This is a genomic window from Zooshikella ganghwensis (assembly GCF_018263875.1).
GTDB classification, from domain to species: domain Bacteria; phylum Pseudomonadota; class Gammaproteobacteria; order Pseudomonadales; family Zooshikellaceae; genus Zooshikella; species Zooshikella ganghwensis.
This window is the reverse complement of the sequence record NZ_JAEVHG010000006.1, coordinates 134,689-156,380: the sequence shown is the minus strand read 5'-3', so window position 1 is coordinate 156,380 and position 21,692 is coordinate 134,689. Positions and strand designations below refer to the sequence as shown.

Annotated in this window: 15 protein-coding genes; 9 read left to right on the top strand and 6 right to left on the bottom strand. The window is 43.7% G+C overall.

What is annotated here, in order from left to right:
* Positions 1–245: 245 nt before the first annotated feature.
* Entirely contained in the window at positions 246–2,027 is a 1,782-nt protein-coding gene (gene msbA, locus KHS79_RS11115; protein ID WP_094785978.1) for a lipid A export permease/ATP-binding protein MsbA, read from the top strand.
* Positions 2,028–2,043: 16 nt separating this feature from the next.
* Positions 2,044–3,483 (top strand): bifunctional D-glycero-beta-D-manno-heptose-7-phosphate kinase/D-glycero-beta-D-manno-heptose 1-phosphate adenylyltransferase HldE, encoded by a 1,440-nt coding sequence (gene hldE / locus KHS79_RS11110; protein WP_212718916.1) that lies wholly within the window; start codon positions 2,044–2,046, stop codon positions 3,481–3,483.
* A 33-nt stretch (positions 3,484–3,516) separates the two neighbouring features.
* On the opposite strand, the gene KHS79_RS11105 is transcribed toward hldE, so the two are convergent.
* The 3 genes from KHS79_RS11105 to KHS79_RS11095 are packed head-to-tail and all read right to left on the bottom strand — an operon-like array spanning position 3,517 to position 6,474.
* Positions 3,517–4,476 (bottom strand): hypothetical protein, encoded by a 960-nt coding sequence (locus KHS79_RS11105; protein WP_212718914.1) that lies wholly within the window; start codon positions 4,474–4,476, stop codon positions 3,517–3,519.
* A complete protein-coding gene (locus KHS79_RS11100) occupies positions 4,469–5,251 on the bottom strand; it encodes an aldo/keto reductase (protein WP_212718912.1) in 783 nt (260 codons plus the stop codon). Before KHS79_RS11100 ends, KHS79_RS11105 begins: the two co-directional genes overlap by 8 nt.
* Positions 5,251–6,474, bottom strand: a complete 1,224-nt coding sequence (locus KHS79_RS11095) for an FAD-dependent oxidoreductase (protein ID WP_212718909.1) — start codon at positions 6,472–6,474, stop codon at positions 5,251–5,253. The genes KHS79_RS11100 and KHS79_RS11095 overlap by 1 nt, the downstream gene beginning before the upstream one ends.
* 159 nt (positions 6,475–6,633) lie before the next feature.
* Between KHS79_RS11095 and waaA the strand changes: the two genes are divergently transcribed.
* Positions 6,634–7,962: a lipid IV(A) 3-deoxy-D-manno-octulosonic acid transferase gene (gene waaA / locus KHS79_RS11090; RefSeq protein WP_233468377.1), complete on the top strand. Its 1,329-nt coding sequence runs from the start codon at positions 6,634–6,636 to the stop codon at positions 7,960–7,962.
* Positions 7,963–8,112: 150 nt separating this feature from the next.
* On the opposite strand, the gene KHS79_RS11085 is transcribed toward waaA, so the two are convergent.
* Positions 8,113–9,507 carry a TolC family outer membrane protein gene (locus KHS79_RS11085; protein WP_051310796.1) on the bottom strand — a complete coding sequence of 465 codons (1,395 nt, stop codon included), beginning with the start codon at positions 9,505–9,507 and terminating at the stop codon, positions 8,113–8,115.
* Between the two features lie 462 nt (positions 9,508–9,969).
* Here KHS79_RS11085 and KHS79_RS11080 point away from each other — a divergent pair, with 462 nt between their 5' ends.
* The 5 genes from KHS79_RS11080 to parC all read left to right on the top strand — a co-directional run bounded on the left by KHS79_RS11080 (position 9,970) and on the right by parC (position 16,555).
* Positions 9,970–10,419 (top strand): DUF1249 domain-containing protein, encoded by a 450-nt coding sequence (locus KHS79_RS11080; RefSeq protein ID WP_094785984.1) that lies wholly within the window; start codon positions 9,970–9,972, stop codon positions 10,417–10,419.
* Between the two features lie 170 nt (positions 10,420–10,589).
* Entirely contained in the window at positions 10,590–11,396 is an 807-nt protein-coding gene (gene cpdA, locus KHS79_RS11075; RefSeq protein ID WP_212718907.1) for a 3',5'-cyclic-AMP phosphodiesterase, read from the top strand.
* A gap of 289 nt (positions 11,397–11,685) precedes the next feature.
* Positions 11,686–12,321, top strand: coding sequence for a YqiA/YcfP family alpha/beta fold hydrolase (locus KHS79_RS11070; RefSeq protein WP_212718904.1), 636 nt, complete (start codon positions 11,686–11,688; stop codon positions 12,319–12,321).
* 12 nt (positions 12,322–12,333) lie between these two features.
* Positions 12,334–14,220: a DNA topoisomerase IV subunit B gene (gene parE / locus KHS79_RS11065; RefSeq protein WP_206196675.1), complete on the top strand. Its 1,887-nt coding sequence runs from the start codon at positions 12,334–12,336 to the stop codon at positions 14,218–14,220.
* 76 nt (positions 14,221–14,296) lie between these two features.
* A complete protein-coding gene (gene parC / locus KHS79_RS11060; protein ID WP_212718901.1) occupies positions 14,297–16,555 on the top strand; it encodes a DNA topoisomerase IV subunit A in 2,259 nt (752 codons plus the stop codon).
* A gap of 62 nt (positions 16,556–16,617) precedes the next feature.
* Here the strand turns inward: parC and KHS79_RS11055 are convergent, their stop codons facing one another.
* Entirely contained in the window at positions 16,618–17,844 is a 1,227-nt protein-coding gene (locus tag KHS79_RS11055) for a hypothetical protein (protein ID WP_212718899.1), read from the bottom strand.
* Positions 17,845–18,165: 321 nt separating this feature from the next.
* Between KHS79_RS11055 and serB the strand changes: the two genes are divergently transcribed.
* Positions 18,166–19,371: a phosphoserine phosphatase SerB gene (gene serB, locus KHS79_RS11050; RefSeq protein WP_212718897.1), complete on the top strand. Its 1,206-nt coding sequence runs from the start codon at positions 18,166–18,168 to the stop codon at positions 19,369–19,371.
* Between the two features lie 132 nt (positions 19,372–19,503).
* On the opposite strand, the gene KHS79_RS11045 is transcribed toward serB, so the two are convergent.
* Positions 19,504–21,588: an EAL domain-containing response regulator gene (locus KHS79_RS11045; protein WP_212718895.1), complete on the bottom strand. Its 2,085-nt coding sequence runs from the start codon at positions 21,586–21,588 to the stop codon at positions 19,504–19,506.
* Positions 21,589–21,692 lie beyond the last annotated feature (104 nt).

Genomic DNA, 21,692 nt, shown 5'->3' with positions numbered 1-21,692 from the left:
GAGACTCACTTTTAACCTCATAAGTCTTCTTGGAAAATATCACAAGCACCTGAAAATGTTGCTCTGGTTAAAGAAATTAGAAAGGTGTGCTGCTGATTTAGCCTGTTTGTAACTCAGGCTATTGTACGCATGGACTTTTATAAAGCAAGAAGGATGTCTATAGATGTGTTGTGTGTATTATGACGTTCTGATGGCAATCTGTGTTAGAATCCGGCGCCTTATACCATGTAATTGATCGAGGCATTATGAGTACAGATCCAAATTACCCTCCACAAAGTGGTTTGAGTGTCTACTTACGCCTGCTCTCTTATGTCAAGCCTTACACTGGTTGGTTTTCTATTAGTATTGTGGGCTATATTCTATTTGCCTTAAGCCAACCATTATTTGCCAAAATGATGGAGTATTTTGTAGCTGGCCTGGAAGGCTCAGATACAAGCTTGATTTATTGGGTGCCGATAGGGACTGTTATCATAGCCTTATTTAGAGGTTTAGGTTCTTACCTGGGTAACTACTTTATTGCACGAGTGTCACTGGGGGTAGTGCATGACCTGCGTTGTGGGCTGTTTGACCAGCTTGTCCTTCTACCTAACCACTACTTTGATAATCATAATTCTGGCCACTTAATATCTCGTATTACATACAATGTTGGGATGGTGACTGGAGCAGCGACAGATGCCATCAAGGTCGTAATAAGAGAAGGCTTCACAGTGACTTTCTTGTTGGGATTCCTGTTTATCACTAACTGGAAGTTGTCTCTCATCTTTGTAGGTATGGCCCCCCTGATTGCGTTGGTTGTCAGTAAAGCTGGCAAGCGGTTTCGCAAACTAAGCCGCAAAATTCAAAATGCTATGGGGAATGTGACTCATGTGGCTTCAGAGACCATCAATGGTTATCGTGTAGTACGCAGTTTTGGTGGTGAGGACTATGAGCAGAAGCGCTTTCACGAAGCAAGTTCTCTAAATACCAAGCAAAACCTGAAAATGGTTAAAACATCAGCGGTACATACCCCTACTTTACAGTTTTTGGTGCTTACTTCGCTTGCGTTACTTATGTTCTTAGTACTGTTTATGCGAGGAGACGCAACAGCGGCTGAGCTAGTAGGCTTTGTGACTGCAGCGGGAATGTTACCCAAACCAATTCGTCAACTAAGTGAAGTGAATGCCACTATTCAAAAAGGAATTGCGGCTGCACAGAGCATCTTTGAGCAAATAGATGAGCCAGCTGAAGAAGATAGTGGCAAGCATGAGGTGACAAGGGTTGAAGGCAGACTTCAACTTAACCACTTAAGCTTTTCTTACCCAAATACTGAAAAAGTGGTTCTTAAGGGTATTTCTCTCCACATTGAGCCAGGTGAGACCGTTGCCCTTGTTGGCCGCTCAGGTAGTGGTAAGTCAACACTGGCGAGTTTAATCCCAAGGTTTTATGACAATATAACTGGAGAGATACTTCTGGATGGTATACCTATTCAGCAATATAAACTGCGGAATTTGCGTCAGCAAATTGCTTTGGTTACTCAGCAAGTGACACTCTTCAATGATACCGTCGCTAACAATATTGCTTATGGTGACCTTCAGCACAGAACTCAGGATGAAGTTAAAAAAGCCGCTGAAGCAGCCTATGCGATGGAATTTATTAAAGACTTACCTGAAGGGTTGAATACACTGGTAGGTGAGGATGGCGTACTGCTTTCAGGGGGGCAGCGACAACGACTGGCTATTGCTCGGGCAATTTTGAAAGATGCGCCTTTGCTTATTCTTGATGAAGCGACCTCAGCTCTTGATACTGAGTCCGAACGAATGATTCAAAAGGCGCTTGATCAGGTGATGAAGGGAAGAACCACTATTGTCATCGCTCATAGATTATCCACTATCGAAAATGCGGACAAAATTGTAGTAATGGATAAAGGAGAAATTGTTGAAGTTGGCACCCATCAGCAGTTACTTCAGCAGTCAGGCCACTACGCAAAGCTACATCATATGCAATTTAAAGAAGAAGCATCCGAGTCCTCAGATATCGCCATTAACTAAGTGTGAGATATAACTAATGAAGTTGAGTATGCCTCGTTTTGATCACAGTAGCGTTCTTGTTGTTGGCGATGTCATGCTGGACCGTTACTGGCATGGTGTTACCTCTCGAATTTCGCCTGAAGCCCCTGTTCCTGTGGTCAAAGTGGGAGAAAAAGAAGACCGGCCAGGTGGGGCAGGAAATGTAGCATTGAACATAGCAGCACTGGGTGCACCAGCTTATCTAGTAGGTGTAACAGGAGATGATGAGGCGAGTCATGTGTTACAAGCCTGTCTTGAGGCAGCTGGAGTATGGTGTAGCTTTCAGCAGGTTGAGGATGAACCTACTATCACAAAGCTCAGAATTATCAGTCGACATCAGCAGTTGATTCGACTGGACTTCGAAGAAGCCTTTAAATCTCTTGATGAAGTAGGATTTACTGAGCGCTTTACTAGCCTTCTGCAAAATGTTGATGTGGTAGTCCTCTCTGACTACGGCAAAGGTGCACTGGCAAAGCCTCAGCAATTAATTCAAGCAGCTAAAGCAGCTGGCAAACCAGTGCTAGTCGACCCGAAAGGAACTGACTTTGCCAAATATCGAGGGGCAACGTTAATCACACCAAACTTCTCAGAGTTTGAAGCTGTGGTTGGTACTTGTCCTGATGAAGCGACACTTACACAGAAAGGAATGGCTTTACTTGCGGAGCTGGAGCTGGATGCTCTTTTAGTGACACGAAGTGAGCATGGCATGACCTTGCTACGGCCTTCAGGTATCCCTTTACACTTACCTGCCCAAGCGAAAGAGGTGTTTGATGTAACAGGGGCTGGCGATACAGTTATTGCAGTTATTGCTTCAGCTTTGGGCGCAGGTTTGTCATTGCCTGAGTCTGTTGCATTGGCTAACTTGGCTGCGGGTATTGTGGTGGGCAAGCTGGGAACTGCTACCGTAAGTGCTCCTGAGTTGCGTCGAGCACTTCAGGGTGAGCCTGATCTTGAAAAAGGTGTGATGACGGCAGATCAGCTACTAAGCACCATTGAAGAGGCAAGGGCACAAGGTGAAAAGGTTGTTTTCACCAATGGCTGCTTTGATATCTTGCATGCGGGCCATGTGGGTTATTTGGAGCAAGCCCGTTCCCTGGGTGACAGGCTGGTGGTGGCTATTAATGATGATGCTTCTGTTCGTCGCCTTAAAGGTGAAGGGCGTCCAGTTAACCCCGTTGATCGACGAATGACAGTGTTGGCTGGATTGGCTGCGGTGGACTGGGTTGTCAGTTTTAATGAAGATACTCCTGAGTCTTTGCTGCAAAAGCTAAAGCCTGATGTTTTGGTAAAAGGTGGGGATTACACAGTAGATAAAGTGGTCGGAGGAGAAATTGTACACAGCTATGGTGGTCAAGTGGCTGTATTGGATTTCTTAGATGACTGCTCGACAACTGCAATTGTTAACAAAATTAAATCACCTAAGCTTACTGATAAATAAAGTGCTGGATATTGTGTTTGCTGTTATGAGCCTTTAAGTATCAGTGCCTTCTTGAAAAGGCTGGTTATTGTCTTTAACCCAAATACCTTGCCGGCTACAAAAGTATTCTGACAAGTAAAACTTGCTAGTATCACAAATAGGAATAAGCTGACCATTGTGTAAGGTGGTCGCTTTTCCTGTTAGCTGATTGTTTTCATTAATTTCTGCCCAAACCACCAATGCACTCTCATTAAACCTAACCTCAACACTCTGCGACTGATCATTCCATGCATCTTCACAATGGAAGAGTGATAGTTTTTCCTGCTGAATAAAGTCAGGAAGAAGCTTAAGCTCAAAGTAGCTTACAAGCTGAGCAGATTGTGTGGGTTGATGCAGATAAAGATGGCACTGTTCTCCCTTAAGTTGATTTTTGTAATATGTTGCTACTTTGTGATGGGGGCGCTGTGCCTGCGAAAGCATTACTGCTGTTTGAGATTGTGAGTGGAGAGGGATTGATGGGTAAACAATAGGTAGGGGCTTTTGGTCAAAGCTTGTGACCAAACACTGGCTTCTATCAAGTGTTAGCCATAGCAACTCTTCGGCAACTTCTTGTAATACAGTATTTTGTGGTGAAGATAATGACTCTGAGGGTACGTAGCCTGAAGGGAGCTTGAGTACGGTATCCCCAAAATCTGGCCGGATCTGAGGGACTAGTAGCAGCCAGCGTGAACCCTGCAATTGCACAGTAATATGTGCTGAAACCCCCAGGTTATTAAGTAGGATGCAGGCCACATTACTGGAGCAACTGGCTGGCTTAAACGTTGATCTGCTTGCTGAAGCTCTTAGTTGCTGCAACTGAGTAAAGGATAGTGCTTTCCCCCAGCTTTGGAAATTGGCTTGGTAGCTTGAATCATGGCGCTTAATGAGCCAGACACTTTGGCGGTATGTTGTAAAAAGACTACTGCTGTATGTGTGTAGCAAAGTACCAGAAGCAAGCATATTTAAATTAATCAAGGACCTCAGAAATACAAGCGGCATTATGAGCCAAGTGGGTTGGGGTAATGGTTCCCACAATAGTGCTTGTGACCGCTGGGTGGGCAAAAATGAATGTCATACTCTTTTTTACTGGATCGCCATTCTCCAGGCAAATATGGCCGCTACCTAACGCCTTTTTGACAAATATGGCTTTTTGGTTAGCAGCAGCATAGTCAAGAACAGGTTGCTCTGTTTGATCTGCCAGGTTATAGGTTGCCATAACTATATCTGCTTGACTTGCAGCTAAAATGCCGCCCTCAACAGTTTTGGTGGACATACCAAAGGCACGTATTTTTCCTGCTTTTTTGAGATCACTTAAGTAATCCAGGATACCAAAGTGCTGGATAATATATTCATCATTACCATCTGAATGCACAAGTACCATATCCAAACAGTCGACATTAAGGCGTTGGCAACTTCGCTCAATGCTTAGCTGTGCCGCTTCTGGGGTAAAGTCAAAAGAAGACTGGCCTTGTTCAAATGACTCACCCACTTTTGTACAGATAAGCCAATCATTTTTAACTTTATGTAGAAGTGAGCCTAGGCGCTCCTCGCTGGAGCCATAAGCGGGTGCTGTATCAATCAGGTTAATACCAAGCTCTTTCGCTTGAGACAATAAACTCAGTACGGCTCTATCATCTGGAATGGAAAACTGCTTGGGGTATTTAACCCCCTGATTTCGACCCAGCTTAACGGTACCTAGCCCTAAGGCTGAAACCCACAAATCAGTCTTTGCCACCTGTCGACGTTGCATTAAAAAAAGTCCTCCCAAAATGGTGGAGCTATGGGGGCCAGGGGCAGACTATTTGGTAAATGCTGGGTATGACTCTGGTCGGTTGTTGATGTCAAGCTGTCAGTAATACCATCAAGATTAAGTAGCTTGATCACTTCATCCGCAAGATTGGGAGCTAAAGCAAGCTTAGTTGGCCAGCATATAATGCCATTATGCATAGGCTTGCAGTAAGCTGCATCAGGTCGAATATAGGAAAGCTGTTTAGGCTCAGCCCGGTTGACATGTAAGGTTGCCCATTGAGCTTCGGAAAAGTCGATCCATGGGAGCAGTTTCTTTAGTTCTTTCTGAGCAATTTCAATCTGCTCGCTTGCAGAGCGTTTTACCCCTGTCTCTGCGATTTCACCACCTAAGTACCAAACCCAATCACCATCTGCAGTTGGATGACTAGAGACGGTAAGCCTGGGAACTGTGCTGGTGCCAATGCAGTGAGCATAAAGTGGGTTAGGATGACTATGCTTAACCATCACCATATGAAGTGGACGTGTTTGCTGCTTAGGCTCATTGATTCCCCACGTGGTCATAAGTGAGGCCGTACCTTCACCAGAGGTGAAGACATAGCGTTTTGCAGTGAAAAGGTACTCAACATCTTGATATTGAAGCTTTATACCTGTGATTTCATGCTGCTCGTTGGTCAGTAGCTGTGTGGTATTTTGCCAGTCAACCTTAATGGCTTGCTGTCTTATTGGCTTTACAAGTTCATCAACTAAGCTAGGTATATCCAACACTAACTCATTAAGTTGATAAACACTGCCTTTGAATTTAGGGTTTCTAAAAACGTGTGGAATATTGTCAGGTTGGAGTGGGGTGACTCGCCCTCTCAAAGCTTTGCTGGCAAAAAATGTTGTAAGTTTTGATCCAATGCCAGCAGTAGACCAGAGGTAATGATGAGGCGAAAGAACCTTTACTTGGCTAAGGTCGAACTCCCCGGTTCCATTCAGGCATTTACGCCAGCGATCTGGCATACCCGCAATGCATTCTGAGGCCTTGGTTAAGTTGCCTGACAGGGCATACTTGGTACCACCGTGGATGATGCCTTGTGAGCGGCTGGTTTGAATGCCACCTAACTGGTGCTCTTCAAGTAACAGGGTTTGGAACCCATTTTTATGCAGGGCATTGGTTAACCAAAGGCCGGCAATTCCTCCACCAATCACAATTACATCAGTTTCTATACGTACTTGCTGCATATGCATCTAACTGCTTGCTCAACCAATAAGGAATCTGGGAGTATACGCCAGCAAGCTGGATTGGTCATCTCTCTGCAGAGTGGATGAGTTAGCATGCTGTGCTGTATTCATCATTAGGGACCTTAATTTTTTTGATTCTATGTCAGTTGGGAGAAGTCATTGCTATCACGCCTGCTTTATACGTTGTTATTTTATAGCGTAATGCCATTTGTGCTATTAAGGCTAAGCTATCGTGCTGTTAAAGCACCAGACTATGCAAAGCGCTGGAGAGAACGTTTTGGCTGGTTTACCCCGCGGAATACTCGTCGGCCAGCAATATGGGTTCACTCAGTCTCGGTGGGTGAAACCCTCGCTGCGATCCCGCTGATTAATAAGCTTCAAGAGTGCTACCCTCAACACCAGCTTGTGGTAACGACAATGACCCCAACAGGCTCAGCTCAAGTAAAAAGTAAATTGGGTGATAAAGTCTTTCATGTCTATGCGCCTTATGACTTACCAGGAGCTGTACAGCGATTTTTAGCCAAAATCCAGCCAGATCTAGCAATTATGATGGAAACCGAGCTTTGGCCGAATACCATTGCAGCATGTCATGCTCAAGAAATACCCGTGATACTTGCAAATGCGCGCCTATCGCATAAATCTGCCAATGGTTATGCTAAGTTCAGATCGCTCGTCGAACCAATGTTAAGGCAATTATCGCTGGTAGCTGCTCAAGATCAGGCATCAGCAGATAGATTTAAAGGTTTAGGGGTTGCTGCTGACAAGGTATCAGTGACAGGAAGCATCAAGTTTGATCTTCAGCCAGATCAAGACCAAGTGGCTACAGGTTGCACCTTGAGGCAACAATGGCTGAAAAGTGGCAAAAAACAGGCGGTTTGGGTAGCAGCAAGTACGCATCCAGGGGAAGATGAGCAGGTGCTGAGGGCTCATCAACAGTTACTAAAAACTCATCCACAGGTACTTTTGATATTGGTACCAAGGCATCCAGAGCGGTTTAATCAGGTGGCAACACTCATTGAGCAAGCTGGACTTCGCTATATACGCCGGACTAGTCAGCAACTAGCAGATGAGCAAACCCAAGTTATTTTAGGTGACACTATGGGTGAGCTATTAATGTTTTTTGCGGCATGTGATGTGGCATTTATCGGTGGCAGTTTAGTACCTCATGGTGGGCATAATATGCTTGAGGCGTCTGCTCTTGGTAAACCTGTGCTAACTGGAACTCATGTTTTTAATTTTATGGAGATTAGCAAGCTGTTAAGTGAGAGTGGAGGGTTGCTGTGGGTTAATGATGCAGAAACCTTGGTTATAGAAGTTGGAAAGCTTTTAAAATCCCCAGCACAGGCTGAGATAGTAGGGCAGAAGGGGTTGCAACTGGTTTCTCAGCACCGAGGTGCTATTGACCGGCTGCTTGTGCACATTGCTGCAATAACTGGCTTAGCTCACCAAGAAAGGGGGTCTTTGCCAAGCTCACAAATAAAGGAATAAATCGCGCGAAGTGAAAGGAGGATAATGAAGGGCGATAGTGCGGTAGCCTCGCTCATCACAAGCAAAAACTACCCACAAGCCAAGAGACTCTTCATTATTATCAGCGTCTCGGCTTATGGGTTAGGCAGTAAAGTTCAGTTTACAATGTTGTTATTGATAGTTGAGTGGTGGGAGCAGTTCAGTATCTTGCTTTTTAGTCACCCAGTTGTTCAATGTTTTTAAATCACGTTCATCAAGCGTGCCTGCTGCTCTCCTTAGGCGTAAAGAGTTGATAATGTAGTCATAGCGGGCATTGAGATAATCTCGCTGAGAGTTATACAGTACTTGCTGGGCTTGCAAGACATCAATGATATTCCGAGTTCCAACTTCATAACCGCTTTCAGTGGCCTCAAGGGCACTCATAGATGAAATGGTACTTTGCCAGCGTGCATCAACCTTTTGCACGTCAGCCACAATGGTGCTGAAGAGATTGCGGGTATTCTGAAAGGCATTCCGCTGAGCAAACTCCTCTTGTTTTTGAGCCTGAGTCAGCTTATGGGTGGACTCTCTGACTTGAGAACTCGTTAAGCCACCTGAAAAAATAGGCAGGTCAACTTGGAGCTTGTAAACAGTTCTATCTGACTTTCCAGAAAAATCATCAATTGAGCTGGTACTTGAAGCTCCTGCGGTATGCTCATATTGAGCCACAGCATTAACAGTAGGTGCGTGGCCTGATTTATTTTGTCTTAATAATTCTTCTGCTGCACGAACTGAGTCTCGGGCAACCTTGATATCCAGGTTTTGTGTCATTGCATTGTCAACCCAGTCTTTGCGGCGGTTGGGGATAGGCGTTTTGACAGGCATTTGTTTATCAAGCTTACCGATAGAGGGGACGTACTCACCAGTAATGGTACGCAGCTTTTCTAAACTGACATCGACATCGTTCTCTGCAACAATTCGGTCGACCCGTGCAGTGTCATAGCTGGCTTTAGCTTCTAGTACATCAGTTTTGGCGACAAGGCCTACCTCAAAACGTTGCTCTGCCTGATCATATTGCCGCTTGAAGGCTGCTTCCTTAGCCTTTGCTGTAGCCAAGGTATCTTGTGCTCTTAACACGTCAAAATATGCTTCTGCCACACGCAAGATGAGTTTTTGCAGTTCAAGCTGAAATTGGTGGCGGGCTTGTTCTGTTAGCACTTTGGAACGTGTGTAGTTAAACCACTTACTTAAGTCAAACAGTGGCTGTTGCAATTGAGCTGACCAGCCGTGCGAGTTACCGCTAGTGGTGCGGTTAGTCGAAGCTAAATCGTTGGCATCCAGCAGGTGAGTTTTGGTTTTTTGGGTGCTGGCACTGGCTGAGATTTGAGGTAAAAGTTGAGATCTGCCCTGGTCATCCAGTTCTTCTCCCGCCTTTAGTGCAGCTTTGGCGGCAGCAAACTCTGCGTCATTATCCAGAGCTAATTGATAAACTTCCATAAGATCAAGAGGCTTATCAGCAAAAGAGGACAGGGGGACGAGGACTAGTGCTGTCACCAAAAACCATTTGGGTGAACGTCGCTTTTTCATAGTAAAAAGATTCCTGAGCCTTTAGGGTTCTCGTCAGTTTGGTTGGCAAGAACGGGTATACTGTTATAACAAAAAACTGTACTCAAATAGTTAATTATTGCGCTAAACAATATTTAATAAGAGAAGATTATCAAATATTGATATGTAATAACAAAGAGTAACAAATTTTAGAGCGGTGAAATGAACAACGACCTGCTTTCCCTAGGGAGATTTGTAAGCGAACAAGGATAATCTTATGGCGTCAGGATTCCTGTAAATCAGCGGAATAAAAAGTTGGTAGAAGGGTGAAATTTATACAGTTGTTATTTCGGCAGCTTATTTCCCTAAATAGGGCTTCAATGATATGCTTTTCTAAGAAAGTAGTGTTATTAAAAGCCTTTATAATCAGGAAATTACCAAGTATAAAGCGTTTTTTTTGTCAAGTTTTATGCTTGAAAGATATTGCAAAGCAGTGAGCAGAACATGGGTAAAGCTGAATACAAAGTTGACCTCGTTGAGCTACAAACACAGTGTGAAACAAACTATGCTCGCTTTCTTAAGCTGTTGCCTGGACTGGAAAAAAAAGAACAGGCACATCTTGCTGTAAGAATGGGAAGCCAGCAGTTTATGGTGACGTTTACTGTGGTTGAGCGCTGTAAATATACCACTGTTTTAAGTATGCGCTATGAGCAAGGGCTTGGCTCTTGGCTAATACTTCCACTATTTCAAGTGCGTCTTTACCATGATGTGAGCATGGCAGAGGTAATAAGTATTCATAAACAACGCAATACAGCAGCAAAATACCCTTACCCAAACCCACAGATGTTTTATCCTGATGAAAAGGCTCAGCATAATCGGCTATTGTCGGAGTGCTTGGTAAACTGTTTGGAGCATGGGTATGATCTTGATATGGTTAGCATACCCTCACAGTGAAACAGTTTTTATGTGAACTGTGTTTGATTATGTGCGATCTTAAGTTGGGGATGGAAACAAGATTGCTATAGTAGGTAAATTGTAGGGTAGGTAAGACGCTCACCAATAAGTGAGTTTTTATTGAGTTAAAATCGTTGGTCAGCTTTTCACTCGATTGCAGGAGTCAGACGTTGTCTGCCGACAATTCTAATAACACAGTTACCATAATTCAGATTACGGACTCTCACCTTTTTCAAACGGCTGATGGTCGTTTATTGGGTATGAATACCCAAGATAGTCTCAAAGAAGTCATTAAAAAAATTCAACTGGATATTGATAACGTAGACTTAATATTAGCTACTGGTGACATATCCCAAGATGGCTCACTCCGATCTTATAAAGAGTTTGCTCGGCTGGTAAATGGTATGGGCGTGTCGTCATATTGGCTGCCAGGGAATCATGATGAGTTTCGAGTGATGGCCCAACTGTTTGCTGGTAAAACAAACCTGTATAAAAAGATTACCACTGGGAACTGGCAAATTATTATGCTGAACTCAACGGTTCCTGGTAAGGTATTTGGTCAATTGAGTCAGGCTGAGCTGAACTTTTTAAATACTTCCCTCAAAAATGCTGAGCGACCTAATGTACTTGTTTGTCTTCATCACCACCCTGTACCTGTAAATAGTGCATGGATTGATCAAATTGGTTTGCGTAATGCAGAAGTTTTGTTTGAAACGCTTGCTAATTATGACAGTGTTCGTGCTATTGCCTGTGGGCATATTCATCAGGAATACGATCAAGTTCATGACGGTATTAGAGTACTCGCTTCTCCATCTACGTGTGTACAGTTTTCGCCAGGTAGCGAAACTTTTCAGGCAGATGAGAGTGCGCCAGGTTATCGTGTTTTCCGTCTAGGTGCTGATGGGCAGATAGATACATTTGTTGAGAGAGTGACGCATATTGACTTTGAGATTGACTACAGTGTCAAAGGTTACTAGTTTGTCTCTTAACTAAAGACTGAGTGTGAAGTAATAAGCAGCCGTTTATCCTCAAAATAATTAATCCTTTTTATTATCGCCTAAAAGCGCTAACTGTTGTATTTATGTACAACATTGAGCGATTAGTCCATCATCACTCTCCCATAGCTCAATCTATTCGCTAGCTGAGTATTGTTCAGACTGCTGTTGAGCTATGTATAGCTGGCTCTAGCATTATACTAGTCATTGCTGATAAACAAGAATCACTGTTGGTTATTGTTAGAGCAGTGTTAGCAACTCAAGGTAAGATATGCAAAGCGAATCTCTCATTATTTATATTCATGGCTTTTTGAGTGCTCCTACTTCAAAAAAAGCACAACTAATGAAGGAGTCTTTAGCGCAGCAGTGCTTTAAACATCAGTATATAGTGCCACAGCTACCGTGCTATCCGACACAAGCTGCAGAATATTTGTGGGAATTACTTGCTACGAAGTCGGTAGCTTCTGATGTATATTTGATCGGCAGTTCATTAGGTGGTTATTATGGTATTTGGCTACGAGAGCGCTTAATTGCAGAAAAAACAGATATCGGTTGCGTAAAACTCGTTGCGATTAACCCTGCAATTAAGCCTTATGAATTACTATGTAATTATTTGGGTGACAATGTTAACCCATATACAGAGGAAAGGTTTACCCTTACAGAGCAGCATATTGCTGAACTTAAAGCACTAAAGGTTAGTCAGTTGAGTCATCCAGAGGACTGTTTGTTGATGGTACAAACAGCAGATGATGTATTAGATTATCGTCAAGCAGTCAATTATTTTCAAAGCTCACCACAGGTTATTGAACCAGGTGGTAGTCACCACTTTGACCATTTTGAGCAACACCTGGAAAAGATCTATGACTTTTTCGGAGTGTTACCACCTGTCGATCATAACAGGGGCTAGTACAGATTAATTATGAGTACATATAACGCTGAATCCATTGAAGTATTAAGTGGTCTTGATCCAGTTCGCAAGCGGCCTGGTATGTACACGGATACAACGCGTCCAAACCACCTCGCTCAGGAGGTGATTGATAACAGTGTTGACGAGGCTTTAGCAGGGCATGCAACCCATGTGAAAGTGACCTTACACCCTGACCACTCGCTGGAAGTTTCTGATAATGGACGCGGAATGCCGGTGGATATACATCCTGAAGAGGGTATTTCTGGGGTTGAACTGATACTTACTCGCCTTCATGCGGGAGGTAAATTTTCAAATAAAAACTATCAGTTTTCAGGTGGGTTACACGGTGTAGGGGTATCTGTTGTAAACGCGCTTTCTAGCCATTTGGAAGTCACTATTAAGCGTGGTGGTCAAACGTATCGCATGGGTTTTTTGAATGGTGAAAAAGCCCAAGACTTGCAAGCTGTGGGTACGTGTAAAAAGCGTGATACAGGCACCACGGTTCGTTTTTTACCTGATGCGAAGTATTTTGACTCAGCAAAGTTTTCGGTTTCTCGGCTGCATCATGTGCTGCGTGCTAAAGCCGTATTGTGTCCAGGGCTTCATGTTGAGTTTGAAGATCTCGGAACCAATGAAACAGTAAGCTGGTACTACGAAGATGGTCTGAAAGATTACCTTGTTGCTACCACTAAAAATGCTGAAACATTACCGAGTGACCCCTTTGTTGGCTCTATGGTTGGTAAAACAGAAGCGGCTGATTGGGCTGTACAGTGGTTACCCGAAGGGGGAGAGCAAATAGCTGAGAGCTACGTAAACCTGATACCAACTGCGCAAGGCGGAACTCATGTTAACGGCCTGAGAACAGGCCTTTTAGAAGCCATGCGTGAGTTTTGTGAGTTTCGTAACCTGCTTCCCCGAGGGGTAAAGTTGGCACCTGATGATATCTGGGATCGCTGCTGCTATGTTTTATCTGTAAAGCTCGCTGATCCTCAGTTTTCCGGACAAACTAAAGAGCGCCTGTCATCTCGGGAGTGTGCAACCTTTGTATCTGGTGTCGTAAAAGATGCATTTAGCTTGTGGTTGAATCAACATACAGCACAAGCTGAACAACTTGCAGAACTCTGTATCAGTAATGCCCAGCAGCGATTAAAAGCATCTAAAAAGGTAGCTCGTAAAAAAGTCACTGCAGGTCCCGCATTGCCTGGTAAGTTAGCGGATTGCTCCAGTCAGGACCCTGCTTATAGCGAGCTGTTTTTAGTTGAAGGGGATTCGGCAGGGGGCTCAGCTAAACAAGCCCGTGATCGAGAGTTTCAAGCCATCATGCCGCTTCGAGGTAAGATTCTAAACAGTTGGGAAGTGGATTCAGGGGATGTGCTTTCTTCTCAGGAAATTCATGACATTGCGGTAGCACTGGGAGTAGATCCTGGGACAGAAGATATTTCTGGGCTGCGTTACGGCAAGGTTTGTATTTTGGCGGATGCAGACTCAGATGGGTTGCATATTGCCACACTGCTCTGTGCACTCTTTGTTCGCCATTTTAGGGCATTGGTTGAGGCAGGCCACGTTTATGTTGCGATGCCTCCCCTTTACCGAATTGATGTAGGTAAAGATGTTTACTATGCACTGGATGATGCTGAAAAGCAGGGCATTCTGGATCGCATTGAAGCGGAAAAGAAAAAAGGCAAAATCAATGTACAGCGTTTTAAGGGGTTAGGTGAAATGAACCCCTTACAGCTAAGGGAAACGACAATGTCTGTCGATACTCGACGACTGGTCCAGTTGACATTAGATGATGCGGAAGCAGCCTTCGAAACATTAGATATGTTACTAGCCAAAAAACGCGCTGCTGATCGTAAAGCTTGGTTGGAGTTAGTGGGTAATCAAGCTGAAGTTAATTAGTCCGCGTCTTTAGTTGATATACCTTGTATAGCTCAGGGTATATAAGCACTAGCAAAGTTTAAGTGAGTTGGTTGCTATGGAAAATATTGTGATTGGCGATGATGGTGTAGAACGTCAGTCGTTGCATTCCTACACAGAGAATGCCTATCTGAATTACTCGATGTATGTCATTTTAGATCGAGCACTCCCGCACATTAGTGATGGCTTGAAGCCTGTTCAACGGCGTATTGTTTACGCGATGAGTGAGCTTGGGTTAAAAGCGACAGCCAAGTTTAAAAAATCCGCGCGTACAGTAGGGGATGTACTAGGTAAATATCACCCTCATGGTGATTCAGCCTGTTATGAAGCCATGGTATTAATGGCTCAGCCATTCTCCTATCGTTACCCTTTAGTCTCTGGTCAAGGTAACTGGGGGTCGCCTGATGACCCCAAGTCATTTGCAGCCATGCGCTATACCGAGGCCAAACTAGCGAATTATGCTGAGGTATTACTGAGCGAGCTTGGTCAGGGAACTGCTGATTGGGTGCCTAACTTTGATGGCACAATGTCGGAGCCTTCCTGTTTGCCTGCCCGGGTTCCCAATGTGTTACTAAACGGCAGTACGGGTATTGCGGTAGGAATGGCGACGGATATTCCCCCGCATAACTTACGTGAAGTTGTGGATGCCTGTGTCCATCTTCTGGATAACCCAAAAGCGACAGTGGAAGATGTCTGCCAGTTTATACCGGCTCCAGATTTTCCAACTGAAGCTGAAATTATCACCCCACAGAATGAGATAATTAAGACCTATATGACAGGTCGAGGCTCATTAAAAATGAGAGCCGTTTACCATAAGGAAAATGGCGATATAGTGATTACCGCGTTACCCCATCAGGTGTCGGGTGCTAAGATTCTCGAACAGATTGCTGCACAGATTCAAAGTAAAAAGCTTCCCATGGTGTCGGATTTACGTGATGAGTCTGATCATGAAAATCCAACTCGACTGCTTATTGTGCCTAAATCCAATCGGGTGGATGTTGAGCGTTTAATGGCGCACTTATTTGCAACCACTGACTTGGAAAAATCTTACCGTATCAATTTGAATATGGTCGGGTTAGATGGCCGTCCTCATGTTAAACCTATTAATGAAATTCTGTCTGAATGGTTGACGTATCGAACTGATACAGTACGTCGTCGTTTACAGTATCGTTTGGATAAAGTACTGAAACGGTTGCATATTTTAGAAGGCTTGTTAATTGCTTTCTTGAATATTGATGAAGTTATCGAAATTATTCGCACAGAAGATCAGCCTAAAGCCGTATTAATGGAGCGCTTTGGTTTATCATCTGAACAGGCCGAAGCCATTTTAGACTTAAAGTTAAGGCACCTCGCTAAGCTGGAAGAAATGAAAATTCGTGGCGAGCAGGATGATTTAGCCAAAGAGCGAGACAAGCTGGAGAAAACGTTAGGCTCAGCTGCGCGGATGCGTACGTTGATCAAAAAAGAGCTGCTGGCTGATGCCAAGTCCTATGGAGATGATCGTCGTTCACCTATTGTGAGTCGAGCAGAAGCGAAAGCAATGGATGAAACAGACATGCTTTCTTCTGACCCTGTAACTGTCGTATTGTCTGCAAAAGGCTGGGTGAGAGCTGCAAAAGGACATGAAGTCGATCCTACAGCCTTGAACTATAAGGCGGGTGATAAATACTTAATGTCTATGCGAGGGCGAAGTAACTTACCTGCCGTCTTTTTAGACTCTACAGGAAGAGCCTACACTTTGCCTACGCATACCCTGCCTTCTGCAAGGGGGCAAGGTGAGCCTCTTACTGGGCGTCTCAATGTACCTTCTGGCGCAAACTTTATTGGTATTTTGTCTGCTGAAGAAGAGCCTAGTTACTATTTAATGGCTTCAGATGCAGGTTATGGTTTTGTTGTACCCACTAAAGAGCTGGTGACCAAAAATCGTTCAGGTAAAGCAGTGTTAACCTTGCCTGAGGGCGGATGTGTGCTTACACCCGTTGAAGTGAATGATATTGAGCAGGATTGGTTGGTAGTGATCAGTAACGAAGGCCGAATGCTTGTATTTCCTTTGGCTGAGTTGCCAGTGATGGCACGAGGTAAGGGCAATAAAATCATTAATATCCCTGCACCAAGGGTAGCTGAGCGAGAAGAGTTTGTGGTTGCGATGACGTTATTTGCGCCAGGTGATAGTTTAACTCTCCGGTCGGGAAGGCGGAAGTTGACACTTAAGCCGGCTGATATTGACCACTACCATGGTGAACGAGGCCGTCGAGGAAGCAAACTGCCTCGAGGTTTCCAAAAGGTGGATTCAATTGAAATAGAGCCTGGCAACTAGTGTAGTGTTTCTCATACGTCATCTGAAAATAAAAAAAGCAGCCTCAGTGGCTGCTTTTTTTGTTATACCGGTTCGGGTGAAAGTGGGTAAAGGCTAAAAATTTTAGCTTCTGGACCGATAGGGTTTGCCTCAAAGGAGAGTTGCTTGCAAAACGAAAGATCATCTTTATGTATCAAGGGGCTGGTTTTAGCAATAGACGCTAGTTGAAGGGCAACGGCAAGTGGGTTATGAGCCAGTAGCGGGTGAACATTTTCCTGGGTTTGTTGTTCTGCCATCTCAAGTGCAACGCCACAGCCTATTTTGAGGGTATCCAGTGCGGCCTCTTTTCTTCTGCTTTCCAGCTCATTGATGAAAGAAAGACCGTGGCTGACGAGTTCAGAAAAACTTAATGCGTCAGAAAAATGTACGACAGCATGCCCATCAGCGGTAAAACTTAACTTGCCTTCGTATTCATCACTAATGACTTGTAGAAGCTCAGTAAAGTGGCTGAGTAGATCTTGAAAATCGCCAGCAAGCATATATTGCTGCAGCGTAGTCAAGTTATGGAGGTGAATGCCGACAATGGCTGTTTGAGTTGGCTCTGGAATACTGTCACCTTCGGGGGCAGGAAGCAGTGCACTAAGTGCCCGTTGAACACTACCCACTTCATCGGGATAGGTTGTCTGGCTTAAGGTGCGTAATGCTCGTTCATCTTTACGTTGTAATGCAATTGCCAGCCGTTTTAAACGAAAAGTAAGCTGATGTGTTTGTCGCATTAGCAATATGAGTCCGCAAATTAATAGCATCACACTACTCAGTATGACCATAAACATAGCTTCACGTGCAGGTTTGGCAGTCATAACTTGGTCGAGCCGTACTCGAATATGACCAACTAAAACATTTTGGTAATGCACTGGTGCCGAAAAAATTTTGGGATAAGGCTGGCTATTTAGTTTGGACTTGGTTTTCACTGTTGCTAGTAAGCGGTTATCGATACTAAATACTTCTGCACTGTAAATATAGGGGTTTGCAACAAGCTGACTTAACAGAACATTTAAACTGAGCTGATCACCACTCGTTATAAGACTTGCTGCGCTCTCGGCAAGCTGCTGGGTAATAGTTTTACCAAATGCATGTGCTAAATGTGTGTTTCCTGCAGAAATTTCTTCATGAGCAATAAAGGCAAATAGTCCACCAAAAACCCCTAAAATGAGTGTAAATAAAATGGCGAATTTTTTTCTGATGGACAACTGCCAGTGACGAAACCGGCGAAATAATTGAATAAATATGTTGTTCGTAGGTTCTAGCACGGTAATACCAGGGGTGGAAATATTTAAAAAGAAAAGGATGTTGTCTTATAGCTTAGACAACCATAGTTGGGTTATTTTACATTATTACAAGTGGCTAAAGCCCAAAACTTGGCACTAAGCATGAGTGTAAATTCCAAATCATGTTTGGGGTTGTTTTAACACAGTATTGCGTTTCATCTATGCTTTTATCACGCCATTTTTACATACAATTAGCTACATGTGTTGTGTATAAGTATGGTGTATTTTAAGTGAAATCGTAATATAACTGACCGTAATATTGCTTGCCTGTTCACTGGTTATTAACAGAAGAGGGGTTATAGGGTGGCGGATATTGTTGTACTCAATCTGCAGGGAAAATACCAACCAACCATTGCAGATCATTTTTTTCAGGTGCTTGCAGGCCACCAGGCTCAGATTTTGGATATTGAGCAATCAGCTTCTCATGAGCACTTCAGTTGTTCAGCATTACTTAGTTTGGCTGATAACACTGATGCGGCACTGCTGTTTAAAGATGTCGTATATTTTGGCCATCGATTCGGTATTAATGTGCACATTGAGCCTGTGAGCCAGGATGATTATCAGCGTTGGCTGATTGACAAGCAGCATCCTCGTTATATTGTGACTCTGCTTGCGAGGCAGGTTACTGCTCAATATTTAATGTCAATTAGCCGGCTGGCCCTTGAGCATGGGCTTACCATTGAGCGGATGGAACGTCTCTCCGCACCAGTTGATGTGAATACTCCTCCTACGGTTTCCTGTATTGAGCTGATGTTGCGAGGCCTGCCTGAAAATTTGCCACAGCTTAGGAACCATTGCCTACAGGTAGCTCAAGAGTTAGATGTTGATCTTGCTATTCAAAAAGACAGTGTTTATCGAAGGAGTCGCCGGCTGGTAGCCTTTGATATGGACTCTACCTTAATTCAAGCAGAGGTGATTGATGAGCTGGCTAAAGAGGCTGGAGTCGGTGCCAAGGTAGCAGCCATTACTGAGCAGGCTATGCGGGGTGAGCTGGACTTTAAAGAAAGCTTTACCCGAAGAATGAAGCTGCTAAAAGGTTTGGATGAGTCGGTTTTGGCTGAAGTGGCTGAACGGCTGCAGTTAACAGAGGGGACTGCGAAGCTTATTCCTACTTTGCAGAAGCTGGGTTATAAAACCGCTATTATTTCTGGGGGATTTACCTACTTTGCTCGCTTCCTACAGCAAAAACTTGGTATTGACTATGTGTTTGCCAATGAGCTGGAAATAGTTGATGGCAAACTGACAGGTGAGGTTATTGGCGAAATCATTGATGGGCAAAGAAAAGCGGCTTTATTGCAATCGCTAGCTAACCAAGAGCATTTAGTGATGGATCAGGTTATTGCTGTGGGTGATGGTGCTAATGACTTACCCATGTTAGGGGTAGCAGGGCTAGGTGTTGCATTTAGAGCTAAACCAGTGGTTAAAACGGCAGCAAAACAATCCATTTCAACCTTAGGTTTAGATGCTTTACTTTATTTGTTGGGGTATCGAGACCAGGATTTACCCTGAGGGGTTAATTAATCTACAAAAAAGGCACCTGTGTGGAGGTTTACACAGGTGCCTTTTTTAAAGCTCACTCAAAATCACGAAAGAGTGATTAATTGATAAAGTGATATTCAAACAGTGTTAACAGGCCCTAGGTTATTCGTCATCACTACTAAAGTCATAATCCATTTCTGACACAGGTCCTTGTAAGTAGTAGCCTTGAATATAATTTACACCCGCCTGCCAGAGCGTTGCCAGGACTGAGGCATTTTCAACCAAAGGTACAATTGTCAGCTTACCTTGGCTATGCAGGGAGCTGATCATTGTTTTCAGGTTTTCCTGTGTTTCAGGGTTACTTAAGTCTTGAGTGAATGAACCATCCGTTTTGACGTAATCTACCGTAAGGTGTTTTAAGTTATTAAAAGGGTTAATTGCACAACCAAAATGCGTCAGGGCAACTTTGCAATGTAATTCGCCAAGCGCTTTTGTTAGCTCTTTTGCCTGTTTAAGGTAAGTTGTGGCGTCCTCTTCACTGATTTGAAAAATTAGGCTATCGCTAGGTAAACGGGCAGCTTTAAGTGCAACACTTACCCAAGGCACCAGTGTTTTATCTTGTAACGAGGGGCCAGATATATGAATAAACAGTCGTGTACTGTGGCCTTTAGCGCGATGAACAGCAAGTAATTTGATGGACTGTAAAATCACCCACCGATCAACTTTTGCAGCTAACTTGGCTTTATCTGCTGTCGTAAATATTTCTTTAGTAGGTATCTCTTTACCGTCATTGTCGTATAAGCGGAGCAGGACTTCATAGTGCTCTTCACTGTCGCCCCTTAAACTGATGATAGGTTGAAACAGTAATTTAAAGTCATTTTTCTCCAGCCCTTGCTGAATCATCGCAAGCACATTACCTTCGCTGGCTAATTCGGCAAGGTCATCTTGAGCCGTATAAAAAGCAAATTTATTCTCACCCTCTGACTTAGCTTTTTCTGTGCCTTTTTGGGCGAAATCTAAAATTTCTTTAACTTTATTCGTCGTTTCATTAACGATGGTGATACCAATACTAACTTTTATTTGAACAGTTCGACCCGATACTTCAGATAAGTGATCCTCAACATTTTTGCAAATCGCTTTTGCTAAAGAAGAGAGGGAATCTTGGTTGTCCGTATTCAGCAGTGCCATGAAAATGTTATCGCCATAACGGGAGATAATATTGGGGGCAGTGATATGTGCTTTCAGTAACGAGCTAATATCGGCTAATACCAGATCAGAGTCCGCTAAGCCTATTTGAGCACGCACCTCATCAAAATTATCGAGAGAAATATAAAATAGGCCGCTATTTCCCTTGCAATCAATTGCTCGCTCTACGGTTTTTTCAAGCTGCTCAGTAAAAAACTGACGGTTATACAGCCCAGTGACCAAGTCTTGTGTGCTGATTTCTTTTAGTTTTTCTTCAAGTTCTGCATTGCCTTTGTCAACACGAATAATCAACTGTGTACAAGGCTCTCCATCATATGTTGCGGGGGAGAAAGACATACGTGCTTTAAACTTTGAGTCATCCGCCTTAACCCCATGACAAACCAGGTCTTCAGAATTATTTTCGCCTTGTTGATAGTTCTTGAGGAAGCTTTTAAATTGAGCCTGATCTTCTGATGCTAACAAGTCAATAATGGGTAAGCCTTCCATTTCTTCTGGGTCATCATAGCCAAATAGTTCGACATAGGACTTGTTGACATAAATATGCATACCATCATGAACGTAAGCAATGGCATCTACTGAGCTATTTAGGAGTAATTGACAGCGTTTTTCGGCTTCACGAAGAGAAACTTCAGCTTTCCGACGCATTCGTCGTTCTTGCAGGTTATCGACTTCCCTCAGCGAAACAAGCACCAGGCGACGCTCTTCACCATAAAGTACGATATCTTTATAGCCTTGTTGCAAGGCTTCAGTGAATTTATCTGAATCGTAGCTTTCTTGGAGCAAAATAACTGGTAGGTCTTTATTGAGTTTTTTTACTGCGCTCAGTGCTTGATCACCATTTATTTCATCCATTGGATGACTGGCAATTAATAAATCCCATAATTGGCCATTTAAGACCTCTTCCAGATCTACAACAGAGGTGACACGATGAGCGCGAGTTGCTCTACCGGCATTACGAAAAAGACTTACAATTTGCTCCGCTTCATTTTGCGAAGCTTCAATAATTAATAGACGAATAGTGTTGGCTTCTACTTGTTGCATATTTGATCCATTTTCTGGAGTTGAACCACTCCAGCTACAACCAGGGCAATTAATTGTCTTGCACGAACGAGCAAACAACTGTGGGATTGTGTCAGATTAAACTT

Bases quoted from the DNA above. Each gene is read 5' to 3' on its own strand.
- KHS79_RS11080 (WP_094785984.1), top strand. From the start codon at position 9,970: ATGGGTAAAGCTGAATACAAAGTTGACCTCGTTGAGCTACAAACACAG.
- parC (WP_212718901.1), top strand. From the start codon at position 14,297: ATGGAAAATATTGTGATTGGCGATGATGGTGTAGAACGTCAGTCGTTG.
- msbA (WP_094785978.1), top strand. From the start codon at position 246: ATGAGTACAGATCCAAATTACCCTCCACAAAGTGGTTTGAGTGTCTAC.
- hldE (WP_212718916.1), top strand. From the start codon at position 2,044: ATGAAGTTGAGTATGCCTCGTTTTGATCACAGTAGCGTTCTTGTTGTT.
- KHS79_RS11045 (WP_212718895.1), bottom strand. From the start codon at position 21,588: ATGCAACAAGTAGAAGCCAACACTATTCGTCTATTAATTATTGAAGCT.
- KHS79_RS11095 (WP_212718909.1), bottom strand. From the start codon at position 6,474: ATGCAGCAAGTACGTATAGAAACTGATGTAATTGTGATTGGTGGAGGA.
- KHS79_RS11085 (WP_051310796.1), bottom strand. From the start codon at position 9,507: ATGAAAAAGCGACGTTCACCCAAATGGTTTTTGGTGACAGCACTAGTC.
- KHS79_RS11100 (WP_212718912.1), bottom strand. From the start codon at position 5,251: ATGCAACGTCGACAGGTGGCAAAGACTGATTTGTGGGTTTCAGCCTTA.
- parE (WP_206196675.1), top strand. From the start codon at position 12,334: ATGAGTACATATAACGCTGAATCCATTGAAGTATTAAGTGGTCTTGAT.
- KHS79_RS11070 (WP_212718904.1), top strand. From the start codon at position 11,686: ATGCAAAGCGAATCTCTCATTATTTATATTCATGGCTTTTTGAGTGCT.